Annotated in this window: 20 protein-coding genes and 1 pseudogene; 4 read left to right on the top strand and 17 right to left on the bottom strand. The window is 64.2% G+C overall.

The features are described 5' to 3' along the window. Positions 1–64 precede the first annotated feature (64 nt). Positions 65–616, bottom strand: a complete 552-nt coding sequence (locus tag ASN89_RS27770) for an NADAR family protein (protein ID WP_046683832.1) — start codon at positions 614–616, stop codon at positions 65–67. 37 nt (positions 617–653) lie between these two features. Next, positions 654–1,433, bottom strand: a complete 780-nt coding sequence (locus ASN89_RS27765) for a hypothetical protein (protein WP_058051460.1) — start codon at positions 1,431–1,433, stop codon at positions 654–656. 264 nt (positions 1,434–1,697) lie between these two features. Here ASN89_RS27765 and ASN89_RS27760 point away from each other — a divergent pair, with 264 nt between their 5' ends. Beyond that, the gene (locus ASN89_RS27760; protein WP_235502110.1) at positions 1,698–3,437 is read left to right on the top strand and encodes a GGDEF domain-containing protein; all 1,740 of its coding nucleotides are present in this window, start codon (positions 1,698–1,700) and stop codon (positions 3,435–3,437) included. A 27-nt stretch (positions 3,438–3,464) separates the two neighbouring features. On the opposite strand, the gene maiA is transcribed toward ASN89_RS27760, so the two are convergent. The 3 genes from maiA to ASN89_RS27745 form a co-directional block, all read right to left on the bottom strand. Continuing rightward, positions 3,465–4,115 carry a maleylacetoacetate isomerase gene (gene maiA, locus ASN89_RS27755; RefSeq protein WP_058051459.1) on the bottom strand — a complete coding sequence of 217 codons (651 nt, stop codon included), beginning with the start codon at positions 4,113–4,115 and terminating at the stop codon, positions 3,465–3,467. An 11-nt stretch (positions 4,116–4,126) separates the two neighbouring features. Beyond that, the gene (locus ASN89_RS27750) at positions 4,127–5,149 is read right to left on the bottom strand and encodes a fumarylacetoacetate hydrolase family protein (protein WP_058051458.1); all 1,023 of its coding nucleotides are present in this window, start codon (positions 5,147–5,149) and stop codon (positions 4,127–4,129) included. A 62-nt stretch (positions 5,150–5,211) separates the two neighbouring features. Beyond that, complete coding sequence (locus ASN89_RS27745) at positions 5,212–5,745, bottom strand: VOC family protein (RefSeq protein WP_046683828.1); 534 nt, start codon at positions 5,743–5,745, stop codon at positions 5,212–5,214. A gap of 126 nt (positions 5,746–5,871) precedes the next feature. Here ASN89_RS27745 and ASN89_RS27740 point away from each other — a divergent pair, with 126 nt between their 5' ends. Together ASN89_RS27740 and ASN89_RS27735 are read left to right on the top strand one after the other, a co-directional pair. Continuing rightward, positions 5,872–6,840 (top strand): LysR family transcriptional regulator, encoded by a 969-nt coding sequence (locus ASN89_RS27740; protein ID WP_058051457.1) that lies wholly within the window; start codon positions 5,872–5,874, stop codon positions 6,838–6,840. 61 nt (positions 6,841–6,901) lie between these two features. Beyond that, the gene (locus tag ASN89_RS27735) at positions 6,902–7,489 is read left to right on the top strand and encodes a gamma-glutamylcyclotransferase (RefSeq protein ID WP_138829171.1); all 588 of its coding nucleotides are present in this window, start codon (positions 6,902–6,904) and stop codon (positions 7,487–7,489) included. Between the two features lie 4 nt (positions 7,490–7,493). Here ASN89_RS27735 and ASN89_RS27730 read toward each other — a convergent pair whose 3' ends face one another. The 12 genes and pseudogenes from ASN89_RS27730 to ASN89_RS27675 form a co-directional block, all read right to left on the bottom strand. Further along, entirely contained in the window at positions 7,494–8,684 is a 1,191-nt protein-coding gene (locus ASN89_RS27730; RefSeq protein WP_409929603.1) for a PA0069 family radical SAM protein, read from the bottom strand. An 80-nt stretch (positions 8,685–8,764) separates the two neighbouring features. Continuing rightward, positions 8,765–9,472 carry a tRNA-uridine aminocarboxypropyltransferase gene (locus ASN89_RS27725; RefSeq protein WP_082654785.1) on the bottom strand — a complete coding sequence of 236 codons (708 nt, stop codon included), beginning with the start codon at positions 9,470–9,472 and terminating at the stop codon, positions 8,765–8,767. Between the two features lie 71 nt (positions 9,473–9,543). Next, positions 9,544–11,301: a methyl-accepting chemotaxis protein gene (locus ASN89_RS27720; protein ID WP_058051456.1), complete on the bottom strand. Its 1,758-nt coding sequence runs from the start codon at positions 11,299–11,301 to the stop codon at positions 9,544–9,546. A gap of 264 nt (positions 11,302–11,565) precedes the next feature. Further along, on the bottom strand, positions 11,566–12,078 hold the full coding sequence (locus ASN89_RS27715; protein WP_046684558.1) for a lipocalin family protein: 513 nt from the start codon (positions 12,076–12,078) through the stop codon (positions 11,566–11,568). A gap of 49 nt (positions 12,079–12,127) precedes the next feature. Further along, positions 12,128–12,919, bottom strand: a complete 792-nt coding sequence (locus tag ASN89_RS27710; RefSeq protein WP_235502109.1) for a substrate-binding periplasmic protein — start codon at positions 12,917–12,919, stop codon at positions 12,128–12,130. Positions 12,920–12,961: 42 nt separating this feature from the next. Further along, positions 12,962–13,993, bottom strand: a complete 1,032-nt coding sequence (gene tssA, locus ASN89_RS27705) for a type VI secretion system protein TssA (RefSeq protein ID WP_058051454.1) — start codon at positions 13,991–13,993, stop codon at positions 12,962–12,964. Positions 13,994–14,013: 20 nt separating this feature from the next. Next, on the bottom strand, positions 14,014–16,656 hold the full coding sequence (gene tssH / locus ASN89_RS27700) for a type VI secretion system ATPase TssH (RefSeq protein WP_058051453.1): 2,643 nt from the start codon (positions 16,654–16,656) through the stop codon (positions 14,014–14,016). After that, a pseudogene (gene tssE, locus ASN89_RS27695) lies at positions 16,653–17,129 on the bottom strand (type VI secretion system baseplate subunit TssE). Before tssE ends, tssH begins: the two are co-directional and overlap by 4 nt. Positions 17,130–17,195: 66 nt before the next feature. Next, positions 17,196–17,687, bottom strand: a complete 492-nt coding sequence (locus tag ASN89_RS27690; RefSeq protein ID WP_034750126.1) for an Hcp family type VI secretion system effector — start codon at positions 17,685–17,687, stop codon at positions 17,196–17,198. 31 nt (positions 17,688–17,718) lie between these two features. Then, a complete protein-coding gene (gene tssC / locus ASN89_RS27685) occupies positions 17,719–19,218 on the bottom strand; it encodes a type VI secretion system contractile sheath large subunit (protein WP_058051452.1) in 1,500 nt (499 codons plus the stop codon). Position 19,219: 1 nt separating this feature from the next. Next, positions 19,220–19,729: a type VI secretion system contractile sheath small subunit gene (tssB, locus tag ASN89_RS27680; protein WP_058051451.1), complete on the bottom strand. Its 510-nt coding sequence runs from the start codon at positions 19,727–19,729 to the stop codon at positions 19,220–19,222. A 37-nt stretch (positions 19,730–19,766) separates the two neighbouring features. Then, entirely contained in the window at positions 19,767–20,357 is a 591-nt protein-coding gene (locus ASN89_RS27675) for a hypothetical protein (RefSeq protein ID WP_058051450.1), read from the bottom strand. Positions 20,358–20,635: 278 nt separating this feature from the next. Between ASN89_RS27675 and tssJ the strand changes: the two genes are divergently transcribed. Continuing rightward, a complete protein-coding gene (tssJ, locus tag ASN89_RS27670) occupies positions 20,636–21,223 on the top strand; it encodes a type VI secretion system lipoprotein TssJ (protein WP_046683819.1) in 588 nt (195 codons plus the stop codon). The last annotated feature ends 6 nt before the right edge of the window (positions 21,224–21,229 follow it).

Genomic DNA, 21,229 nt, shown 5'->3' with positions numbered 1-21,229 from the left:
ACTCTAGTACGGTGAGCATCGCAGGCTACCTATACCGACGCGCAGCAGGTTTGGTCAGGCGCTATCACCCTCGCAGGGCGCTCCTCACTTTCATCAACTCGAAACCGAGCAAGTTCAAGCCGTCCCAGCTGGCGGGGTCCAGGATGCGCGGATTGTCCGACGCCAGGCCCACGCCCCAGATGCGGTCGACGGGACTGGCTTCGACGATGACGCGCTCGCCCGTGCCCAGCAAAAACTTGCGCAGTGCGGCCTTTTGCGAGAACTTGGCAAAGTTGCCATCGAAGACGATGCCGGCGCGCGCCGCTTCCCACACCTTGGCGTCGAAGTTCGCCACCTCGCGCCCCAGCTTCTTTACTTCCGACGGCCGTTCGGCCGCCACGATGCGCGCCTGGACGGCTGTGTCGCCAAACAGGGCCGCCTTTTGCGCCATCATGTAATGCTCGGCCGTCGCATACGTCACGCCGGCCAGGCTGAATGGCGACGGGAACCACTGGCTGAAGCAGCTTTTGTCGGGCATCTGCGGCTGCGCCGGCGTGTGCCCCCAGAAATACAGATAGTCGGGCACGCCGCCCGCCGCGATCCACGCCTTCAATTCTTCCACGTTACTGATTTGCATATTCCCCGCACTTCCGCCAGATGGCGTCAATTCAATCTCAAGCACGCAATAGTTGCATCGGGCCAAACAAGGCCTGCATGTCACGATTGCCGATAAAGGACAGATTATACGGATGTTCCGCCGTCACCTGCGGCAAGGACGCCGCCACCGGCAGGCGTTTGATGAGCTCGGCAATCTTGCCCCACAACACCAGTTGCGGCAAGGCCGTCCCACCCTGCTGCGCCAGCGCTTCGAGCACCACCTGCAGGAAAGGCAGCCAGCCGCGCGCATCCTGCACGGGCGGCACGTGGGCACGGAACACCAGCGCCGCGTTGAGCAGCAGGAAGCCCTGCTCCGTCATCTTGCGCTGCAAGTCAGGCAGGGTCTGGATGACGCCGCTGCCGGCTTGCAGCGCGGCCGCCGCCACAGGCGCCATGGCCGCGCCGGACGTATCGCCGCCCTGCAGCTGGCCATCGGCCACCAGCAACATTTTCATGAAGTTGCGCAGGGACGTGGCGCGGTTGACGGGCTTCGACAGGCCCGTGGCCGACCACAGACTGCCGACGGCGCCATCCATGAAGCACACGCCCGTGGCGCTGTCGGCGCGCGGATACGGTCCCTCGCCCACCAGCACATGGCGCACCTGCGCCAGCGGCAGGGCAAACGCGGCGAACAGCCGGCCTTGCGTGGGCAGGTAATCGTCGATGGCCAGCGCCGGCAGGTAGGCGGGATCGGCCGCCATCACGGCGTGCAAGCCGCGCAGCAAAATGGGACGCCAGGAGGCATGCGCCAGGGACAGGGCATCGGTGATGCTGGCAGGAACGGTTGTTGCGGTCATGGGGCGTGAAGTATTTGGGCAAACGCAAATTGTAGCGCACCGGTACGCCTGCGTTGTTGAACGAACACACCTCCACATTTCACCGCGATACCAATATCGCAACAACAGTATCAAAAATTGCACGTAATCCGCGCCAATCGAGGCCGGCAATGCTAGACTGGTTTCCCTGGGACTTGAGCCACATCAAGAAATAGTGCTGACCGGATTCTTCCATCCACTAATGCTCATTGCGCCTGGGCAAGTTTTCAACACACTGCCCTGTCCATGCCCTGTCCCTACCTCACACGTTTGCGCGCCGCGATACGCCTGCCCTGCCTGAGCTTTTTGCTATGGCTATGCTGCAACGCCCCCGCCCATGCGCAAGACCTGGCGCAGATCAGCGCACCGCGTTTTGCGCCAAGACAAGTGCTGGTACTGTATTCGCTGGGCAGCGATGCTTCCTCGCAGTGGCAAACGCTGATCCACAAGGGCATGAACGCCGAACTGGCGAACGAGAACTGGCGCCTCGCGCCCGGCATCTACGAGGAGCGGCTCGATTCCGTGCGCGTGGGCGAGCAGCCTGCCGTGGCCGGACTGGAAACCTATCTGCAAACCAAGTACAGGATGGTGCAGTTCGACGCCATCATCACGGAAAACTACCTGGCGGCCCAGTTCCTGAGCCAGCACCCAACGCTGTTTCCCGGCGTGCCCCGCTACTATGTGAACCAGGGGCGGCAGGACTGGGTGCCTGCCGACGGCGTCAATCTCGACGTGCGCCACGATTTCGGCAAGGCCGTCGCCGTCATGCTGCAAGTGACGCCTGGACTGCGCCATATCGCCATCGTCGGCGACGCCAGCGCACGCGGCCAGGCGTGGATCGCCGCCATCCGCGCCGCCATCGCGCCCTACCAGGACCGGATCAAGGTCGAGTTCTGGGATCACCTGAGCCAGGAAGAGTTGTGGCGCCGCACCGGCACGCTGGGCGAGGGCAGCGCCATCTACCTGCTGCCCGTCTACCGCGACGAGCTGGGGCAGCGCACCACGCCGCCCGTCATGGCGCGCGACCTGGCCTCGCGCAGCGCCGTGCCCATTTTCACCAGCGTGGAGTCGCTGATACTGCCCGGCGTGGTGGGCGGCTATGTCATCAGCGGAGAGAAAGTGGGGCGCACCATCGCGCGCATCCTGCTGGGCAGAACGCCCGACCCGGACGGCATGCAGGCATATATCTTCGACGATGCCGCGGTACAGCGTTTCGGCTTGCGCAACCTGCCCGGCGAGGCACGCATCCTGAACCGGCCACAGGGAGTGTGGGCGCAATACCACTGGCAGATCATTGCCGGGCTGTCGCTGATCGCGCTACAAGCGGCGCTGATCACGGCCCTGCTGCTGGCCCAACGCAGCCGCCGCGCCAGCGTGGCGGCCCTGCATGCGGAGCGCGACATGCTCGAGGAACGGGTCTTGCAGCGCACCCTGGAACTGCTGGTGGCCAACTCCCGGCTGGAGCAGCAAGCCACGACCGACCCGCTGACGGGCCTGGGGAACCGCCGCATGATGACCCTGCGGCTGACAGAGGAGCTTGAGCGCGCCCAGCGCTTCGGTCATACACTGTCGCTGCTGATGATCGATATCGACCACTTCAAGCGCATCAATGACGGCCATGGCCACGACGCGGGCGACCGCGCCATCGCTGCCGTCGCACAAGTGCTGCGCAGCGTCACGCGGGGCATGGATACGGCCGCGCGTTTCGGGGGCGAGGAATTCGTGCTGCTGATGCCGGAGACGCCGCTGCCTGTGGCGCTGGACGTGGCCGAACGCCTGCGCCTGGCGGCAGCCGGCTTGCGCGTGGAATGCGCCGATGGCCAACTGGTCAGCCTGACCATCAGCATCGGCGTGACATCCAATACGCCGCAATCGACGGCACCAGCCAGACGGGAAGCGGACAACTTGACCGATCTGCTGATCCGCGCCGACCAGGCCCTGTACCGCGCCAAACATGGCGGACGGGACAGGGTCGAGTGGAGCTGAACCCGCTTCCCTTATTGACCGGACGCCCTATTCCGCGTCAGGCTGCTGCGACGGATGGGCGGCCGCAAACGCGGGCAAGGCGGCGCAATGGGCATGAATGCGCGTCACGCGCGGATACGGCGCCAGGTCGATGGCGAAGCGCTGCGCATTGAATACCTGCGGCACCAGGCAGCAGTCGGCCATCGTCGGGCTGTCGCCATGGCAGAACAGGCCCGTGCCGGCCGGATCGCCCTGCGCCAGCAGCGCTTCGACGGCCGCCAGGCCCTCGGCCATCCAGTGGCGATACCACTCCTGCTTGGCCTCGTCCGACAGTCCCAGGGTGTTTTTCAGATACTTCAACACGCGCAGATTCGTCAACGGATGGGCGTCGCAGGCGATCGCCAGCGCCAGCGCGCGCACCCTGGCGCGTCCCAGCGCGTCCGACGGCAGCAGCGGCACGGCTGGCCGCGTCTCGTCGAGATACTCGAGCATCGCCAGCGACTGCGTCAGGATGGCGCCGTCGTCGTCGAGCGCCGGCACCAGGGCCGACGGGTTGACGGCGCGGTAGGCTGGCAGCAGCTGCTGTCCGCCATCCTGCAGCAGATGCACGGGGATGCTGTCGTAAGCTATGCCTTTGAGATTCAAGGCAATGCGTACGCGGTAGGCGGCCGAACTGCGAAAGTAGGTGTACAGCTTCACGGGTGCCCTCCTCAGGCGCGGCCGGCGTACACGGCCACGGTCTGCTCGATGCTGCCGAAGATGCTGGCGCCCGCCGCGTCGCGCATCTCGATGCGCACCGTGTCGCCGAACTTCAGATACGCCGTTTTTGGCGCGCCGTGTTCGATGGTTTCATACATGCGCACTTCGGCCAGGCAGCAGTAACCGACGCCGCCGTTCTCGATGCTCGAGCCAAACAGGTTGCCCTGCTTGTTCGACACGGTGCCGGAACCGACGATGCTGCCGGCGCCCAGTTCGCGCGTCTTGGCAGCATGCGCCACCAGCTGGGCAAAATTGAAGGTCATGTCCTCGCCCGCATTCGGTTTGCCGAAGGGCTTGTCGTTCAAATCCACCAGCAGCGGCAAATGCAGCTTGCTGTCCGCCCAGTCGGCACCCAGTTCGTCCGGCGTGACGGCAACAGGCGAAAACGCGCTGGCCGCCTTCGACTGGAAGAAGCCGAAACCCTTGGCCAGTTCGCCCGGGATCAGGTTGCGCAAGGAGACATCGTTGACCAGCATGACGAGGCGGATCGCTTTCGCCGCGTCGTCCACGCCGGCGCCCATGGCCACGTCGCCCGTGATGACGGCCACTTCCGCCTCCAGGTCGATGCCCCACTCTTCGGACAAGGCAAAGATCGGATCGCGCGGGCCAATAAAGCTGTCCGAGCCGCCCTGGTACATCAGCGGGTCCGTGTAGAACGAGGCCGGCACTTCCGCGTTGCGCGCCTTGCGCACCAGCTCCACGTGATTGATGTAGGCGGAACCGTCGGCCCACTGGTAGGCGCGCGGCAGCGGCGAGTGGCACAGCTTTGCATCAAACGGCTGCGCGTCCGGCGCCTGGCCCGCGTTCAGGTCGGCGTAGGCCTGTTCCAGCTTTGGCGCGACGGCGTCCCAGTTGTCGAGCGCCGCCTGCAAGGTGGGCGCGATGGCGGCCACACGCTGATACTGGCGCAGGTCGCGGCTGACGAGGATCAGGGCGCCGTCGCGGCTGCCGTTTTTCAGGGTTGCGAGTTTCATGGTGTTCCTTGTTTGGCGTATGTTTCAGAGAGTGTCGGTCTGCAGCATTCAATCTACTGCGCTCAGGCGTCGGCCGGCGCGTGCATCCAGGCGGCGTGCTTGGGCGCGCGGCGCGTTTGCGACCATTCTTCCAGCATTTCCCATTTGACGGCGTCCAGTTTGGCCATCATGTCGGGCGTGCCCACGTTGGCCGCCAGCTCCAGGCGGTGGCCGTTCGGGTCGAAGAAATAGATCGACTGAAAGATGGCGTGGTTGACGGGACCGAGCACCTCGACGCCGCCGGCCACCAGGCGCTCCTTGGCGGCCAGCAGCTCTTCCATGCTGCCCACTTCCAGCGCCAGGTGCTGCACCCAGGCCGGGGTATTGCGGTCGCGGTCCATCGGCGGCTGCGTCGGCAGTTCAAAAAAGGCCAGCACATTGCCCTGGCCCGCGTCGAGGAAGACGTGCATGTACGGGTCAGGCGCCTTGGTCGACGGCACCAGGTCTTCGGCGATGGCGAGGACGAAATTCATGTTCAAATGCTTGACGTACCACTCGACGGTTTTCTTCGCGTCGATGCAGCGGTAGGCGACGTGGTGGATTTGCTTGATCTTCATGTGCTTGTCTCCAATGGATGGCGCCGTGGGCGCGATGGCTGGACTGTTTTTCAGCTTTTCACCATTAGAATCGAGTTACAGCTATCATACAAACAATTTTTAACCATTGATTTATCGGATTATCTTATGAGTCCCAGCCTGCGGCAAATGCGCGCCTTCGTGGCGCTGGCCAAGACCGGCAGTTTTACCCTGGCCGCCGAATACCTGCACGTGACGCAATCGGCCTTGAGCGGCTTGATCAAGGAACTGGAAAGCGTGCTGGGCGTGCGCGTGGTCGAGCGCAGCACGCGCAAGACGCAGTTGTCGGAAATCGGCCGCGAGCTGTATCCGCTGTTTGAAAAGATGATCGAGGACCTCGATGGCGCCATGGCCGGCATCGCCCAGCGCAAGGCGTTAAAAACGGGCATGGTGCGCATCGCCGCACCGCAGATGATGGCGTGCACCCTGCTGCCGGAAGTGATCGCCGCCTACCGCCAGGCGCACCCGGACGTGCAGCTGCGCCTCGTCGACTGCCCGGTGGAAAACGTATCGGCGCGCGTCTTCAGCGGCGAAGTCGATTTCGGCATCGGCCCCGAACGCGACCCGACGGCGGAAATCGCCGCGCAAGTGCTGTTCGAAATGCCCTTCGTGCTGGTCTTCCCCGAACAGCACCCGCTGCAGCAAAAGGAAAGGGTCACCTGGGCCGACGTGGGCGACTACCCGTTCATTTCGCTGCAGGGCCAGTTCACGGAACGCCTGCTGCGCGACATGCACGGCGCGTTTCGCGAACTGTCGCTCAATCCCTATAACGAAGTGACGTTCATGACGACGGCGCTGGCCATGGTCAGCGCCAACCTGGGCATCACGGTCTGCCTGCCGTATGCGGAACCGATGGTCAAGCTGTATCAATTGCACATGCGCGCCCTGCACGAGCCGGAACTGACGCGACGCTTTTTCGTCTACACGAAGACGGGCCGTTCGCTGTCGCCGGCCGCCGAAAGCTTCATGGCCTTCCTGTTCCGCTTTGTCGAGACGCACGAGTGGAACGTGGGAGCGGCCAGCGGTGCGGCACGCAACACCCTGCCCGCAGGCGGCCCGGCTGGCGCCGCTTTATAATGGCGCATCGCCCCTTGCCGCCTACGCCATGACCCAGCCTGCCCAGAACGACCTGTCCGCCATCGACGCCGCCACCATCGCCATCAACCAGCGCATGAACAAATTCGACGGCCATGCACAGGTCTGGCTGTTCGGCTATGGCTCGCTGATCTACAAGGCCGATTTTCCCTACATCGAACGCCGCCCCGCCAGTATCGCCGGCTGGACGCGGCGTTTCTGGCAAGGTTCGCACGACCACCGGGGCACGCCGATGGCGCCGGGCAGGGTCGCCACCATCGTGCCGCAGGCGGGCGCCGTGTGCGACGGCATGGCTTACCTGATCACGCCCGAAGTCTTCGCCCACCTCGACCACCGCGAAAAGAACGGCTATTTGCGCCTGGCCACCGACATCACCTTCGAGGACGGCGGCAAGGTCGAAGGCCTCGTGTACATCGCCAACGAGGAAAACGCCGCCTTCCTGGGCGCCGCCCCGGAACTGGATATCGCGCGCCAGATCGCCCGATCAAACGGCCCCAGCGGCCCGAACAGCGAATACCTGCTGCACCTGGCCAGCGCCCTGCGCGAGCTGGGCAAGAGCGACCCGCATGTCTTCGCCATCGAGCAGCATCTGGCGCAAATCCAGGCAAAGACTCAGGATAGCGCCGTTTAACTTCTTAAAACAAATCCAGCTGCCCCGCATTGCCCCCTTTTGCCTTGTTTCCCAACGGCGGCACCACGAGCGGGCGCCGGAATTGCGTGCAATCGAGCTGCTTGAAGCGGCCGCCCTTGCCGTGCAGCCCCAGCCGGTGCACGGCCTTTTCAAAGCGCTGACGGATGAGGTCGGCCCACACACCTTCGCCCCGCATGCGCGCGCCGAACGCGCTGTCGTAATCCTTGCCGCCACGCATTTCGCGCACCCGATTCATCACGCGCTGGGCCCGTTCCGGGAAGTGCGCTTCCAGCCATTGCTGAAACAATGGACTCACTTCCCACGGCAAGCGCAGCACCACGTAATGGGCGTGGATGGCGCCCGCGTCGCGCACGGCTTCGAGCAGCTGCTCGATTTCCGGTTCCGTCACGAACGGGATGATGGGCGCGATACTCACGCCCACGGGAATGCCCGCCTCCGTCAGGGTACGGATGGTGCGCAGCCGCCGCGCCGGGGCAGCCGCGCGCGGTTCCAGGGTGCGCGCGATGGCTGGATCGAGCGTGGTGACAGTCACGGCCACGGCCGCCAGATGCTTGGCCGCCATGGGCGCCAGAATGTCGATATCGCGCTCGATCAGCGACGATTTCGTGATCAGCGCCACGGGGTGGTCGCACTCTCGCAGCACTTCCAGCACGCGCCGCGTCAATTGCCGCTCGCGTTCGCATGGCTGATACGCATCGGTATTGACGCCGAGGGCGATCGGTTCAGGCACATACGACGGCTTGGCTAGTTCGCGCCGCAAGAGTTCGGGGGCATTCACCTTGGCGTAGATGCGGCTTTCGAAGTCCAGTCCCGGTGACAGGCCCAGATAGCTGTGCGTGGGACGAGCAAAGCAATAAATGCAGCCATGCTCGCAGCCGCGATATGGATTCAACGAAACGTTGAACGGCAAATCGGGCGAAGCGTTGCGCGTGAGGATGGTGCGCGCCTGCTCGTCGCTGACCTGCGTCTTCCAGGCCGGTGCCGCCTCTTCCTCAGCCGCCCCATCCAGACCGCCTACGCTCCAGCCGTCATCGAAGCCGGCGCGCGCATGCACCTCGTACCGGCCTTGCAGGTTCGAGACGGCCCCACGGCCTTTGTGAGCTTTCAGCGATTGCGGCGGCAACATGGCTTGCCCGGCAAAGCTGTCATCGTGTTCTGGAATAATTGCTTTCATGAACGGCCCCATCAACTGTATATACGTACAGTATACTATGCCGCTGTCCGGCCAATATCAAGGGCTGCCATGGTGCTATTTCAAGCTTTTTCACCCTGCGGCATGACATAACTCAACTGCTGCGCGACAAAACCGTCAAAGGCCGTGATCAGGGGAACGAAGCGGGCCGCGTCCTGCTCCAACTGCATCAAGGCATAGCACGTCGCTTCCAGGGTCGATAACTGATCTGGCGCGTGCGCCTTGCGGATCAGGTAATGGGAAGCGGGCGTATCGCGCAGCGGCAGGCGCGGCAGCTGTTGCAACGGGGGATTCATATATAGCATCTTGCGGCTCTTGCGCCAGGTGGCGTCCAGCACCACCAATTGCAAGCTGGCCGAATCGAGCAAGATGGCGGGGTCGAGCGCTGGCGGCGGCGCGATGTCCAGCGAACGGTCACCTGGCGTATCGGGATATAGCAGCACGTTGTGCTTGCCGGCCAGCAATTCGGCGAGCGTTTCGGGAGCAAACTGTTCACCCGTCAGCATGCGGCTGTTGGGCAGACTCAGGTGTAGCAAGCGGGCGCTGCCCTTGGCATTGTGGACTTCCAGCGGATGCTGCAGGATCAGCACTTCCACCGTGTGGGAAACGGGGGCGATCCAGCGGCAGATGCAGCTGGAGACGGCGCGCAGGCAGGCTGGGCAGCGCGCGCGTTTTGCGGGTTCAGCCGGGGAGAACGATGCAGCGGGTTGGCTGAAGGTATGGCTGGAAGTATTACTGGAGGGTTGGCTGGGGATACGGCGGGTGGTCATGGCGGAGCGCGTTCACGGCTGTCTTCAAGCCGCGATTGTAGCGCCCGCGCCATACTACCGGGAAACTGCGCTTAAAACTCTTCCCATTCATCGGCCCCGGACGCCACCGGCGCCTTCGGCGCGCGTGCACGCACGGCGTCCGCTTGCGCCGCCTTGCCCGGCGCGGGTGCGGCCACGGCTGGCGCCGGCGCGCGGTGCTTGGCAGGCTGGATGGCGGGCCGCATGGCAGATTTTCCTGGCGCAGACGCCGTCGCGGACGGACCAGCACTGGCCGAAACATAGTGCTGCGTTGCATCGAGCTTGAACAGGCCCACCACGTCGGCCAGCTTGGCCGCCTGTTCCTGCATGGATTCCGCCGCTGCGGCCGCTTCTTCCACCAGCGCCGCATTTTGCTGCGTCACCTGGTCCATCTGGCCGATGGCCTGGTTGACTTGCTCGATGCCGGCGCGCTGCTCATCGCTGGCGTCGGTGATCTGGTTCATGATCTGCGTCACATGGCTGATACTTTGCACGATCTCGTCCATGGTGCGGCCCGCCTTGTCCACCAGTTGTGAACCGGCCTCGACCTTTTGCACGGAATCGTCGATCAAGCCCTTGATTTCCTTGGCCGCCGCGCTGGAGCGCTGCGCCAGGTTGCGCACCTCGGAAGCCACGACGGCAAAACCACGGCCCTGCTCACCGGCCCTGGCCGCTTCCACGGCCGCGTTCAAGGCCAGGATATTCGTCTGGAAGGCGATGGCGTCGATGACGCTGATGATGTCGACGATCTTGCGCGAGGAATCGTTGATCGACCCCATGGTGCTGACCACTTCCGACACGACCACACCGCCCTTGCTGGCGATCTGCGAGGCGTCGATGGCCAGCTGGTTGGCGCTGCGCGCATTGTCGGCGTTGAGTTTCACGGTGGAAGTCAGCTCTTCCATGGAAGAGGCCGTCTCTTCCAGCGAACTGGCCTGCTCTTCCGTGCGCGACGACAAGTCCAGGTTGCCGGCGGCGATTTCGCTCGACGCCGTACTGATCGATTCGGTGCCGGCGCGCACCTGGCCTACAATACTGACCAGCTTATCATTCATGTTTTTCAGCGCATGCATCAATTGCCCCGTTTCATCGCGGCTTTCCACGACGATATGGCTGGTCAGGTCGCCAGCGGAAACGGCTTCCGCCACTTCCACCGCACGCGTGATGGGACGCGTGATCGAGCGCGTGATCCAGTAGGCGCAGGCGATGCCCAGCAAGATGGCGACCACGCCAAGCGAGATCAGCAGCAGACGGCCGTTTTCGTAGCGCGAACGGATTTGCGCGGCCGTTTCATCGAGCAATTTGGCTTCCAGCAATTCCAGCTTCTTCAGCGCCGCCAGGTAGATGTCGCGCTTGACGGCCATGTCGCCTTCGTACAGGCGCTTGCCCAGTTCCAGGTCGCCCGCATTCTTGGCCTTGAACACGTTCTTGCGCACTTCCGTGTAAGCCTTGCGCGTGCTCAACACCTCCTGGTACAGCGATTGTTCTTCGGCGTTCAGCTCGCTTTTGCCGATGTCATTCTGGATTTCCGTGGCGCGTGCGGACGAGACCGCCATTTCCTGTTCAAACTGCTTCTGGTGTTCGGGATCGCTGACTTTCCAGGCGGCCGCCGTGCGTGCCGCGTTCACCTCGATGACCTTGGTCCACTCGCCGATCAGGCGCTCATTGCGCACCTTGACGTTGACGAGCGCATCGGTTTCCTTGCTGGCGCTTTGCATCTGCACGATGCCCACCACGGTCAGGCTGGTCAACAGGAGCAGGACTGCGGCAAAACCGCCCCCGAGACGTACGCCGATTTTGAGGTTTTTCATTGCGTGATTCCTATCTGAAGAAAACGATGCACAGACGCCACGAAACCGACTTACTGCTACGTATCAATATAGCAGGCATCTGCCGTGCGGCAATCACGAGTGGTGGCGCAACGGACACTGCGCCACCGGAATGGCAGCGCGCCGCAGCGCACTACTTTGTAGCAGATTGTGAGTGAATCAGAGTGGTATTGCAAGAAATAACATGCAGGAAAGCAACAGCCAGAAGGCGGTATGCCGCCACGAACGGGCGGCAGGCAAGCAGGGTCAGTTTTGCTTCACGTAGATCAATTTTGACGTATCGAAACCCAGGCCAGCGGCTTTCTCGATCAGGCGCTGCTGCAGGGCGGGATCCATGGTTGGCGTGCGCGACAGCAACCAGAAGTAGGATTTGTCGGGACCGCTAATCATGGAATAGCTGTAATTTTGCTGGTCCAGATCGAAGACGATGTAGGAACCATAGAAGGGGCCGAAAAACGACACTTTCAGGTAGCCCACGTCTTTCTTGTCGACGAAATACGCCTTGCCTTCCGCATCCTTCCAGACAGCGTCCGCATCCTTGTAGCCGCGGTTGAGCACTTTCAGGCCGCCATCCTGGCGCAGGCTGTAATCGGCCGTCACATGGCTCAGGCCCCGCTCAAAGGAGTGGTCGAGGCGCGCGATCTCATACCATTTGCCCAGATAGCGGGTCGTGTCGAAGTTGCTAACAGGCACAATATTCTCGGGTCGGCCCACGCAGCCGGCCAGCACAAGCACACACAGGAACAGCAGTTTTTTCATGTTTTTCTCCATCGGGTTGAATCAGGGTTGTCACGCCAGAGCAGCAACATCAAGGTTGCAGCGCGCGGTCGACGATGCGGCGGATCGCGCCATTGTTCTGCATGCGCACGATGGCGGCATTGAATTGTTCGATAAAATCATCGCGATACGGGTAGGCGGCGGGCCGGCGGGCAGTAAAACCCAAGTGGCCCTGCTGGCTGGCCAGCTGCGCCGTTTCCTGTATCGCCGGCATCGGCGTGCCAGGCGCGCCCTCGCGCCGGATGCGCTGCAATTCCCACTGCGCAGACAGGCGGTCGCTGACATAGCAATCGATACGCCCGCGCATCAGCTTGAGCAGATTCGTGCGCGTGCCCTTGGCCGTATCGAACACGATGTTGGCCGCTTGCAGGGCTGCCGTCTGCTTTGCATCGCCCAGCAAAAAACCCGCGTTCACGCCGATGTGCAAACCGGCGTAATCGGCGGGCCACTGCTTCAGCTTGTGCCTGGCCAGCACGTCCTGATTGCACAGCACCACCAGCTGCTCCATCAGCAGCGGCACGGAATAGCGCACATACGGCCGCTCGCTGCGCCACGAATACGGTGGATACAAGGCAAACGCCTCGCCCGTCCGCAGCATCAGCACGCCCCGTTTCCAGGGCACGGGGCGCAGCTGCACCGCATACTGCGGCATCGATTGCGCCGCTTCGCGCACGATCTCCGTATAAATACCTTTCATCTGGCCGTTGTCGACGTAGGAGTACGGCGGATAATCGTCGTCGCCATAAATCACCAGCGGCATTGGCCCCTCGGCCCGCGCGCTGGCCGCGATAAACAGGCACAGCGCGGCAGGCAAGATGAGCATTCTGAACATGCCCGAAGAGTAGCATGGAAGGGGCAAGCGCCATCACCCGTTTGCGCTGTTCGTGCCCAGCATCTCGTCGAGCTGCGCCAGGGTGCTTGAATCCTTCACGACGGCGCGCAGCCACAGGTGCAACGGCAGCTCGCCCCAGCTGGCGGCCTTGTCGGCCAGGTAGGCGACGGGGCTGTGCGGCTCCGTGCGGCGGAAAAAATCGGCCACCTGGCGCAACTGGGCCAGCGCCTGCTGGCGCTGCACGATGGCGCCCCCGCTGCTGCCGACGCCCTGGCCGGCGGCGGGCGGCGCGCCGGCAAAGTCCGCATCCGGTGACAGCGGCGCAATGAAATGAATGGCGCTTTCCAGCGTCTCGCGCGCGGCGCGAAAACTCGGGCCATCGGCGCCGAAATGCGTATCGACGCTGCGCTCGAACGCCAGCAGCGACTGCATGCAGTATTGTGCATCGGCCAGCAAGCCGTCGGAAAATGCGCGCGAGGTCCGTTGCCTCGCCGCCTCCATCTGCGCCAGGGTCGCCCCTTCGTCTTGGCGGGCATCGCCCCAGCCCTGATCCGCTGCGCCCTGCGCCAGGCTGGCGGCCGCGCGCTGGCGCGCCGCATCGAAATCCTGCAGCGAGTACAGGCCATCGGCGCCTTCGGTCAGCGGGATCTCGCGCAACAGCTGCGGCGTGCGTGACAGCAGCCAGAAGACATTGCCGATGCGCTGTTCCTGGTCGCCCTCTTCCGCCGGCGGATACAGTTCATCCCAGTAACGCTCGCACAGGCCGGCCAGCAGCGCGTAGCCATCACCCAGGCCACGGAAGTGGCGCGTTTTCGCATGCGCCTCGGCCAGCCACACGGCCACGCGCAAATCCTTGCTGTGCGTGGCGATCAGCTGTTCGCAGCGCGTCGCCACGAACGGCCAGTCGGCTTCCTTCAGCGCCGTCACCCACTCGCCCTGGTCCAGGCTCGGATCATCGTGCTGGCGCGCGCGCGCGATGGCGTCGAGCTCCTGGCTGAAGGTGATGTCGCCGCCGCATGGACTGACGGCGCTGACGGGGTGCAGCAACTGCTCCAGATTGAACATGGCGCTCTCCGGAAGGTGGATTATCGGATCGTGTACTTGAACTGCCCCTGCTTGCTCGCGCTGACGCGTATCGACGCGACCGGCTCGCCTTCGGCCATGCGCGCCAGCACCGCTTCGGCGATCGCCGGCAGCAGGCTGCCGTTGAGGATCTGGTCGACATTGCGCGCGCCCGAATCGACCTCGGTGCAGCGCGCCAGCACGGCGTCGACCAGGCCCGCGTCATGGCTGAACTGCGCCTGGTGGTTGCGCGCGATGCGCGCGCCTATCCGCGCCAGCTTCAGCCCAATGATCTCGGCCAGCACCGCGTCGTTCAGGGGATAGAACGGCAGCACCTTCAGGCGTCCCAGCAGGGCCGGCTTGAAGTGCGCCACCAATTGCGGGCGCACCAGCTCTTCCAGCGCGGCCGGCGTGGGCAAGTCCTGCGCCACCCGGTTCAGGCAGGCGGCCATCATGGCGCCCGAACCCAGGTTCGAGGTGGCGATGATGATAGTGTTGCGAAAATCGACTTCGCGCCCCTCCGCATCATCGAGCACGCCCTTGTCGAAGACCTGGAAGAACAGTTCCAGCACATCAGGGTGCGCTTTTTCCGCTTCATCGAGCAGCACCACGCTGTAGGGCTGGCGCCGCACGGCTTCCGTCAGCACGCCGCCTTCGCCGTAACCGACATAGCCGGGCGGCGAGCCTTTCAGGCCGGCCACGCTGTGCGCCTCCTGGTACTCGCTCATGTTGATGGTAATGAGCTTGCGCTCGCCACCATACAGCAGATCGGCCAGCGCCAGCGCCGTTTCCGTCTTGCCCGTGCCGGACGGCCCCGTAAACAGGAACACGGCTTGCGGCTTGTTCGGGTCGTCCAGGCTGGCGCGCGCCGTGCGCACGCGCTGCGCCACCGCGTCGATGACGTGGTCCTGTCCCAGCACCCGTTCGCGCAGCGCCCCATCGAGGGTAAGCACCGTGCGGATTTCGTCCTTCAACATCTTCCCCAGCGGGATGCCGGTCCAGCCGGCGACGATGCCGGCCACCACCTGCGCATCGACTTCCAGCGGTGACAGCGGCGCTTCTCCCTGCAGTGCCGCCAGTTCCGCCTTCAGCGCCAGCAGGCGCGCCGCGCCGACTTCGCCCGGCCGCTCGCCGCGCAGCTGCGCGCGCAAGTCGCCGATCTGCGCCACCAGCGCCTTTTCGCGCTCCCAGCGCTGCGCCAGCGCCGCGATCGCCGCCTGCCCTTCGTCATGTTCGCGCCGCAGTTGGACCAGGCGCGCGGCGCCGGCTTTATCGGGCGCTTCGCCATCGGCAGCCTCGCGGCTCAAGGCGTCGATTTCGGCGCCGATACGTTCCTGGCGCCGGTGCGCGTTTTCCAGCTGCGCCGGCGTAGCGCACTGGCCCAGCGCCACCTTCGCGCACGCCGTATCGAGCACGCTGATGGCCTTGTCGGGCAGCTGGCGCCCGCTGATGTAGCGGTGCGACAGGCGCACGGCCTCGACGATGGCGGCATCGCGCACGCGGATACCAAAATGGCGCTCCATCAGCGGCGCCATGGCACGCAGCATGGCGCAGGCGATCTCTTCACTCGGCTCTTCCACCTTCACCACCTGGAAGCGCCGCGCCAGCGCCGCATCCTTTTCAAAATACTTTTTGTACTCGCTCCAGGTGGTGGCCGCGATGGTGCGCAGGGCGCCGCGCGCCAGCGCCGGTTTCAGCAGATTGGCCGCGTCATTCTGCCCCGCCTGGCCACCGGCGCCGATCATCGTGTGCGCCTCGTCGATGAAGAGGATGATGGGGTGCGGGCTTTTCGTCACCTCGTCGATAACATTTTTCAAGCGGCTTTCAAACTCGCCCTTCACGCTGGCGCCGGCTTGCAGCAAGCCCATGTCGAGCGCGTGGATGTGCGCGCCCTGCAGCACGTCGGGCACGTCGCCGGCGGCGATGCGCAAGGCCAGGCCTTCCACCACGGCCGTCTTGCCCACGCCCGCCTCGCCCGTGAGAATCGGATTGTTCTGGCGCCGGCGCAGCAGGATGTCGACGGCCTGGCGTATCTCCGTCTCGCGGCCGATCACGGGATCGAGCTTGCCGTCGCGCGCCAGTTGCGTCAGGTCCGTGGTGAACTGGTCCAGCGCCGGGGTTTTGCTGGCCAGGGCCGCAACAGGATCATCACCTGTGTCGGCAAGCCGCGGCACGGCCGCGCTTTCCTCTTCACAGGAGCCGGCCGTCAGTTTGTCCGGATGGTGCTTTAATTGCTCCACGCTGAAGCGGGCGAACAGCTTCGAGCCGCGGTACGCGAGCTGCGACAGTTCCGGCTCCGTCAGCAGCGCCAGTAAGAGGTGGCGGCTGCGGATGGGCCCTGGCTGCGCCGTATCGAGCGAGGCGATCAGCCACGCGTGTTCGAACAGCAGCGGCAAGTGGGGCGAAAACACGGGTGTGCGCGCGCTGCCCGTCCTGAAGCCGCCGATCTCGCGGCGCAGGTCCGCCTCCAGCGCCGTCAGGCTGATTTCACTGCGCCGCGCGATGGTGACGAAGTCGCTGCGCTCCTGCTCCAGCAGCGCCAGGAACAGATGTTCGATATCGACTTCGTACTGGCCCAGGCCAACGCAGATGGCGGCGGCCCGGGTGGCAGCAGTGCGCGCCGTGTCATTGAGTTTGGCGATCAGGGTTTTCAGGTTATTGCTCATGCGGCGGCTCCCTTGCGGTTGATCGAATAGCGCAGCGACGATGGCTGCAGCACGGCGTCGAAATTGACCGTTTCGCCGCCGGCCTTGACGGCCAGGGTGCCGCTGATGACGAAGCCGACCCGGTTGATGGCACCCGCTTCGCGCTCCAAGCGGGCGCGCACATTGCGCAGGCGCGGCTCGTGGCGTTCGATGGCGGCCTTCAGCGCGGCGCAGATGCGGGCGCGGTCATCGCTGCTGGACAAACACATGCCGGCGAAATCGATCAGGCCATAGTTGACGATGGACGCGGCGCATTCCGGATAGGCGTCGAGCGCGCCAGGCGGCAGGGCCACGCGCGTGTTGAGCAGCTCTTCCAGGTCGCGCGCCACCGCATCCTTCAATTACTCCAGCGACAGGTGCACCGCCACGCCGCCCGCCGCCGCACCGCCGTCGTCCATCAGGCGGTCGAACAGGCCTGGTACATAACTGTCCATGCGCTCTCCTGAAAAGTCGGCGCGGCGCGCGGGCGTTGGTGGCCGCCGCGCGCCGCGCACCATCGTTCAAGCCACGCGGTTCGCGGCCAGGTCCCAGCCGCCCGAGGTATTGCCGCCGGCGCCGCCCGTCACTTTTTGCTGCGTGTATTTCCACTTCACTTTCGAGAACTTGAAGCCGACGTGCTCACCGAGGATGTCGCCTTCTTCCACGTTCGGCGTCACGGCGCCGATCAGCACATTTTCGATTTCGATTTCAAAGTACTTGACGCGCTCGCCCTGGCCGTCGGCGCGCATGAATTCGAAGCGCGCCTTGGGGATGGTCTTGCCGGCCGAGCAGGTCTGCAGCAGCACCGGCGAGGCCAGGTCGGCCAGCTTGGAAATGACGATGTCCTTGTGCTCGCAGCGTTCGGCCGTGTGGCCGCCGCCCGTCGACGCGGTGGCGGACTTTGGCTGTTCGACGCTCCAGCTGACCGATTTGCACTCGATCCAGTCCTTGTGCTTGTCATCGGTGGACTCGCCCTTGATGCCGTCTATCTGCAGATATACATCGATTGCCATGGTGTGCTCCTGTGGTTGAAAGATGGATGAATCAGGAATTGGTCGACTTCGGCAACTCCGCGACCAGTCGGAGCGAAACGGATAATTCATCGAGCTGGAAGTGCGGCCGCAGGAACGACACGGCGCGGTACACGCCGGGCCGGCCCGGCACTTCATGCACCTGCACGGACGCCTCGCGCAGGGGGAACTGCGCCTTCTGTTCCTGGCTGGCGTTATCGTCGAGCAGCACGTACTGCATCAGCCAGCGGTTCAAAAAATCTTCCACGTTGGAGGCGGCGGCAAAGCTGCCGATCTTGTCGCGCATCATGGCCTTCATGTAATGGGCGATGCGCGAGACGGCGAAGATGTACTGCAGCTGCGACGACAGCACCGCGTTCGCATTGGCCGCGTCGCTGTTGTACTTGCGGCTTTTCTGCGCCGACTGGGCGCCGAAAAACGCCGCATACGCCGTGTTCTTGCAATGCACCAGCGAGATGAAGCCCAGGTCCGACAATTCCTTTTCGCGCCGGTCGGTGATCGCCACTTCGGCCGGGCATTTCAAGGCCACGTCGCCCTCGTCCGTCTTGAAGGTGTGGGTCGGCAGGTCGTCCACCAGGCCGCCGCCCTCCACGCCGCGGATGGCGGCGCACCAGCCATAGTCGGCAAAGGCGCGCGTCAGCTTGCTGCCAAACGCATACGCGGCGTTACACCACAGGTATTTGTGATGGTCACTGCCATCGACTTCCTCGACGAAGTTAAAACCTTCGACCGTGGTGCCGTCGACGGGATTGAACGGCAACCGGCCCAGGAAGCGGGGCAAGGTCAGGCCAACGTAGCGCGCGTCTTCCGATTCGCGGAAGGCCTTCCATTTCGCGTACTCGATGGTGTCGAACACCTTGGCCAGGTCGCGTGGCTTGCCCAGGTCGCCATAGCTTTCCAGGCCAAACAGTTCCGGCGCGGCCGAGGCGATGAACGGTGCGTGCGCGGCGGCGGCGATATGCGACATCTGCTCGACGAAATACATGTCTTCCGGCTGGCGCGAAATGGCGAAGTCTCCTAGCAGCGCGGCGAACGGCGCGCCGCCGAAGGTGCCGAATTCCTCTTCATACACCTTCTTAAACATGCTGCTCTGGTCGAACTCCAGCGCGGCCTGGAAATCCTTCACCAGTTCGCGCTTGGTGGCGTTGAACATGCGAATCTGCAGGCGCGTGCCCGTATCGGAATTGCCGACCAGGTAGCGCAGCCCCGTCCAGCTTTGCTCGAGCTGCTGGAACGACGCCGCGTGCATAATTTCGCTGAGCTGGGCGGAGATCAGGCGGTCGATTTCCGCCACGCGCGCGTCCAAGGTCGCCGACAGGCTGCTGGACATCAGCACCGTGCCGTCGAGCACCTGCGCCACCAGTTCCGAGATCAGGTCGCGTGCCCGCGCATGTTCGGCGCCGGACTTGGCGACGCGGCTTTGCTCGACGATCTGGTCGAGCAAATCGGTGGCGGCCGGCGCAGCGGGCGTGGATACAGCAAGGGCTTCTGGGGCTTCTGCCTGGGCGCTCATCTCAATCCTCCTGCGCTGGGAACTGCGGTTTCAGGGTGGCCAGGCTGTCCGTGTTGTTCAGCACTTCCGTCAGCAAGTCTTCCAGCTTGTCGTTGCCGGCCAGCTTGTTGCGCAGGTCGGCCAGCTTGGTGCGCGCTTCGAGCAGCTTGCGCAAGGGGTCGACCTGGCGCACCACCGATTCCGGGCGGAAGTCATCCATCGAGCGGAAATGCAGATCGACGGCGAAGGTGCCGCCCGCCTCGCTGAGGCGGTTCGGTACGGCGAAGCGGGCCACCGGTTCCACGCCGGCCAGCACTTCGTCGAAATTGGCGCCGTCGATGGCGACGAACTTGCGGTCCTTCAGGCGCTTTTTTTCGCTGTCCGGATTGCCGCCAAAGTCGCCCAGCACGCCGACCACGAAGGGCAGCTCCTTGTTTTCAATCGCGTCGCCTATCTCGACGTCGTAGGTCATTTGCACGCGCGGCGCGCGTATCTTCTGCAGGCGCTTTTGCACGCTGTCGGACTTGGACATGTCGCTTCCTTTGCAAGGGGATGGTGGGGATGCTCGCTTATTTCAGGCCGCTGAAGGGATCGGCCGCGCTGCCTGGCGCCGCCGCGCCCTTCGCCGCCGGCGTGCCGGAACCGGCCGCCCGCTTGCCGGCTGCCGGCGGGCGCTTGGCCGGCGGCAGCAGCACCTCTTCGCCGATGCTCGCGCGCAGCAGCTTGGCCAGATCCTGCGCTTCCGAGCGCAGCGAGCCATTCAGATTGTTTTGCCGCGACAGGTCGGCCAGCGCCTTGCCGGACAGGCGCAAGCCGCTGACGGCGACGATGCTGTTGGCCACCTTGTCGTCGGGGTCGCGTTCCAGCGCTTCGAGCGCATGGCCGATGGCGTCGCCGTACTGGCCGCGGTCGAACTTCATCTGCGCCATTTGCAGCCACGGCGCCTTGTCGGCCGGGTAGCTGCCGCCGCCGACCTTGAGCAGGGTCATGGCGCGCTCGAACTGGCCGGCGCGCGCGGCCGCATCGGCCTCGCTCATCACTTGCGCCAAGGTCGGCGCGGCAGGTTTTTGGGGCGCCGGCTGCTCTGGCGTGGCGCAGGCGGTGAGCAGCAAGGCGCTGGCAAGGCAGGCAATACGGGGCAACATGGTGGCTGGCTTCATCGGGGTACTCCTTCACGTGGAGGACGCTACCGCTGGGAACAATGGGCGGCGCCTTGGTGGAGACTATTATTGACCGGCAACTTTTTTGCCAAATTGAGATTAATCAGCAAAGAAGAAGTTCCACTCCACAGCCGCGTGCAGCGACAGGAATCCTGATCTGGCGCAGTAATTGTCTTGATCGCAGACCGATCTTGCGCCAACGCAAGCAGGCCGCCAGTGCATGCGTTTAAATGACTGCAACACTTTTATTTCCACCCTTCAATTCGCAAAGGTCGCCCATGCCACCTGACGCCCCGCTCCATCACCCGGCCCGCGCCACCGCGCTACTGATGATGGCCTTGCTATTGGCCGGCTGTGCGGGCGGCGCCATCGGCAACCTCGCCAACGCTGCGCTGCAGATGGCGGGCGTGGCCAAGCCGCCGCCGGAACTGCCCGACGCGCAAAAGCCGCCGCGCAACGTCAGCATCCGCCTGCATGCGGCGCAGCGCCTCAACACGGATACCGACGGCCGGCCGCTGGCGCTGGTGGCGCGTATCTACAAGCTGCGCCAGAGCGCTGCCTTCGAACAGGCGCCCTACGACAGCTTCCTCGACGCGCAGCGCGAAAAGGCAGCGCTGGGCGCCGACCTGATGGAAGTGAAGGAAGTGCTGCTGGTGCCGGGCCAGCGCTACGAAGTGCAGGAAAAAGTCAGCAAGGAAGCCTATTTCATCGGCGTCGTGGCCCTGTTCCGAGCACCCGCGGCGCAGCGCTGGCGCGCCACCATTGCCGCCGCCGACGCGGAACGGGGCGGCATCACCGTCGGTCTGCATGCCTGCGCGCTGAGCGTCAGCGGCATGCCCGCGCTGTCGGCCCCACGCTGCCAGTAACACGAA

This window comes from Janthinobacterium sp. Ant5-2-1 (assembly GCF_001445815.1).
GTDB classification, from domain to species: domain Bacteria; phylum Pseudomonadota; class Gammaproteobacteria; order Burkholderiales; family Burkholderiaceae_D; genus Janthinobacterium; species Janthinobacterium lividum_E.
Note: the sequence above shows the minus strand (reverse complement) of the source record. Positions and strands in the feature narration are given on the sequence as shown.

What these genes read in the sequence shown, in the direction of transcription:
- ASN89_RS27770 (WP_046683832.1), bottom strand. Translation starts at nt 616, where the DNA reads ATGCAAATCAGTAACGTGGAAGAATTGAAGGCGTGGATCGCGGCGGGC.
- ASN89_RS27765 (WP_058051460.1), bottom strand. Translation starts at nt 1,433, where the DNA reads ATGACCGCAACAACCGTTCCTGCCAGCATCACCGATGCCCTGTCCCTG.
- ASN89_RS27760 (WP_235502110.1), top strand. Translation starts at nt 1,698, where the DNA reads ATGCCCTGTCCCTACCTCACACGTTTGCGCGCCGCGATACGCCTGCCC.
- ASN89_RS27750 (WP_058051458.1), bottom strand. Translation starts at nt 5,149, where the DNA reads ATGAAACTCGCAACCCTGAAAAACGGCAGCCGCGACGGCGCCCTGATC.
- ASN89_RS27745 (WP_046683828.1), bottom strand. Translation starts at nt 5,745, where the DNA reads ATGAAGATCAAGCAAATCCACCACGTCGCCTACCGCTGCATCGACGCG.
- ASN89_RS27740 (WP_058051457.1), top strand. Translation starts at nt 5,872, where the DNA reads ATGAGTCCCAGCCTGCGGCAAATGCGCGCCTTCGTGGCGCTGGCCAAG.
- ASN89_RS27730 (WP_409929603.1), bottom strand. Translation starts at nt 8,684, where the DNA reads ATGAAAGCAATTATTCCAGAACACGATGACAGCTTTGCCGGGCAAGCC.
- ASN89_RS27725 (WP_082654785.1), bottom strand. Translation starts at nt 9,472, where the DNA reads ATGACCACCCGCCGTATCCCCAGCCAACCCTCCAGTAATACTTCCAGC.
- ASN89_RS27720 (WP_058051456.1), bottom strand. Translation starts at nt 11,301, where the DNA reads ATGAAAAACCTCAAAATCGGCGTACGTCTCGGGGGCGGTTTTGCCGCA.
- ASN89_RS27715 (WP_046684558.1), bottom strand. Translation starts at nt 12,078, where the DNA reads ATGAAAAAACTGCTGTTCCTGTGTGTGCTTGTGCTGGCCGGCTGCGTG.
- ASN89_RS27710 (WP_235502109.1), bottom strand. Translation starts at nt 12,919, where the DNA reads ATGCTCATCTTGCCTGCCGCGCTGTGCCTGTTTATCGCGGCCAGCGCG.
- tssA (WP_058051454.1), bottom strand. Translation starts at nt 13,993, where the DNA reads ATGTTCAATCTGGAGCAGTTGCTGCACCCCGTCAGCGCCGTCAGTCCA.
- tssH (WP_058051453.1), bottom strand. Translation starts at nt 16,656, where the DNA reads ATGAGCAATAACCTGAAAACCCTGATCGCCAAACTCAATGACACGGCG.
- ASN89_RS27690 (WP_034750126.1), bottom strand. Translation starts at nt 17,687, where the DNA reads ATGGCAATCGATGTATATCTGCAGATAGACGGCATCAAGGGCGAGTCC.
- tssC (WP_058051452.1), bottom strand. Translation starts at nt 19,218, where the DNA reads ATGAGCGCCCAGGCAGAAGCCCCAGAAGCCCTTGCTGTATCCACGCCC.
- tssB (WP_058051451.1), bottom strand. Translation starts at nt 19,729, where the DNA reads ATGTCCAAGTCCGACAGCGTGCAAAAGCGCCTGCAGAAGATACGCGCG.
- ASN89_RS27675 (WP_058051450.1), bottom strand. Translation starts at nt 20,357, where the DNA reads ATGAAGCCAGCCACCATGTTGCCCCGTATTGCCTGCCTTGCCAGCGCC.
- tssJ (WP_046683819.1), top strand. Translation starts at nt 20,636, where the DNA reads ATGCCACCTGACGCCCCGCTCCATCACCCGGCCCGCGCCACCGCGCTA.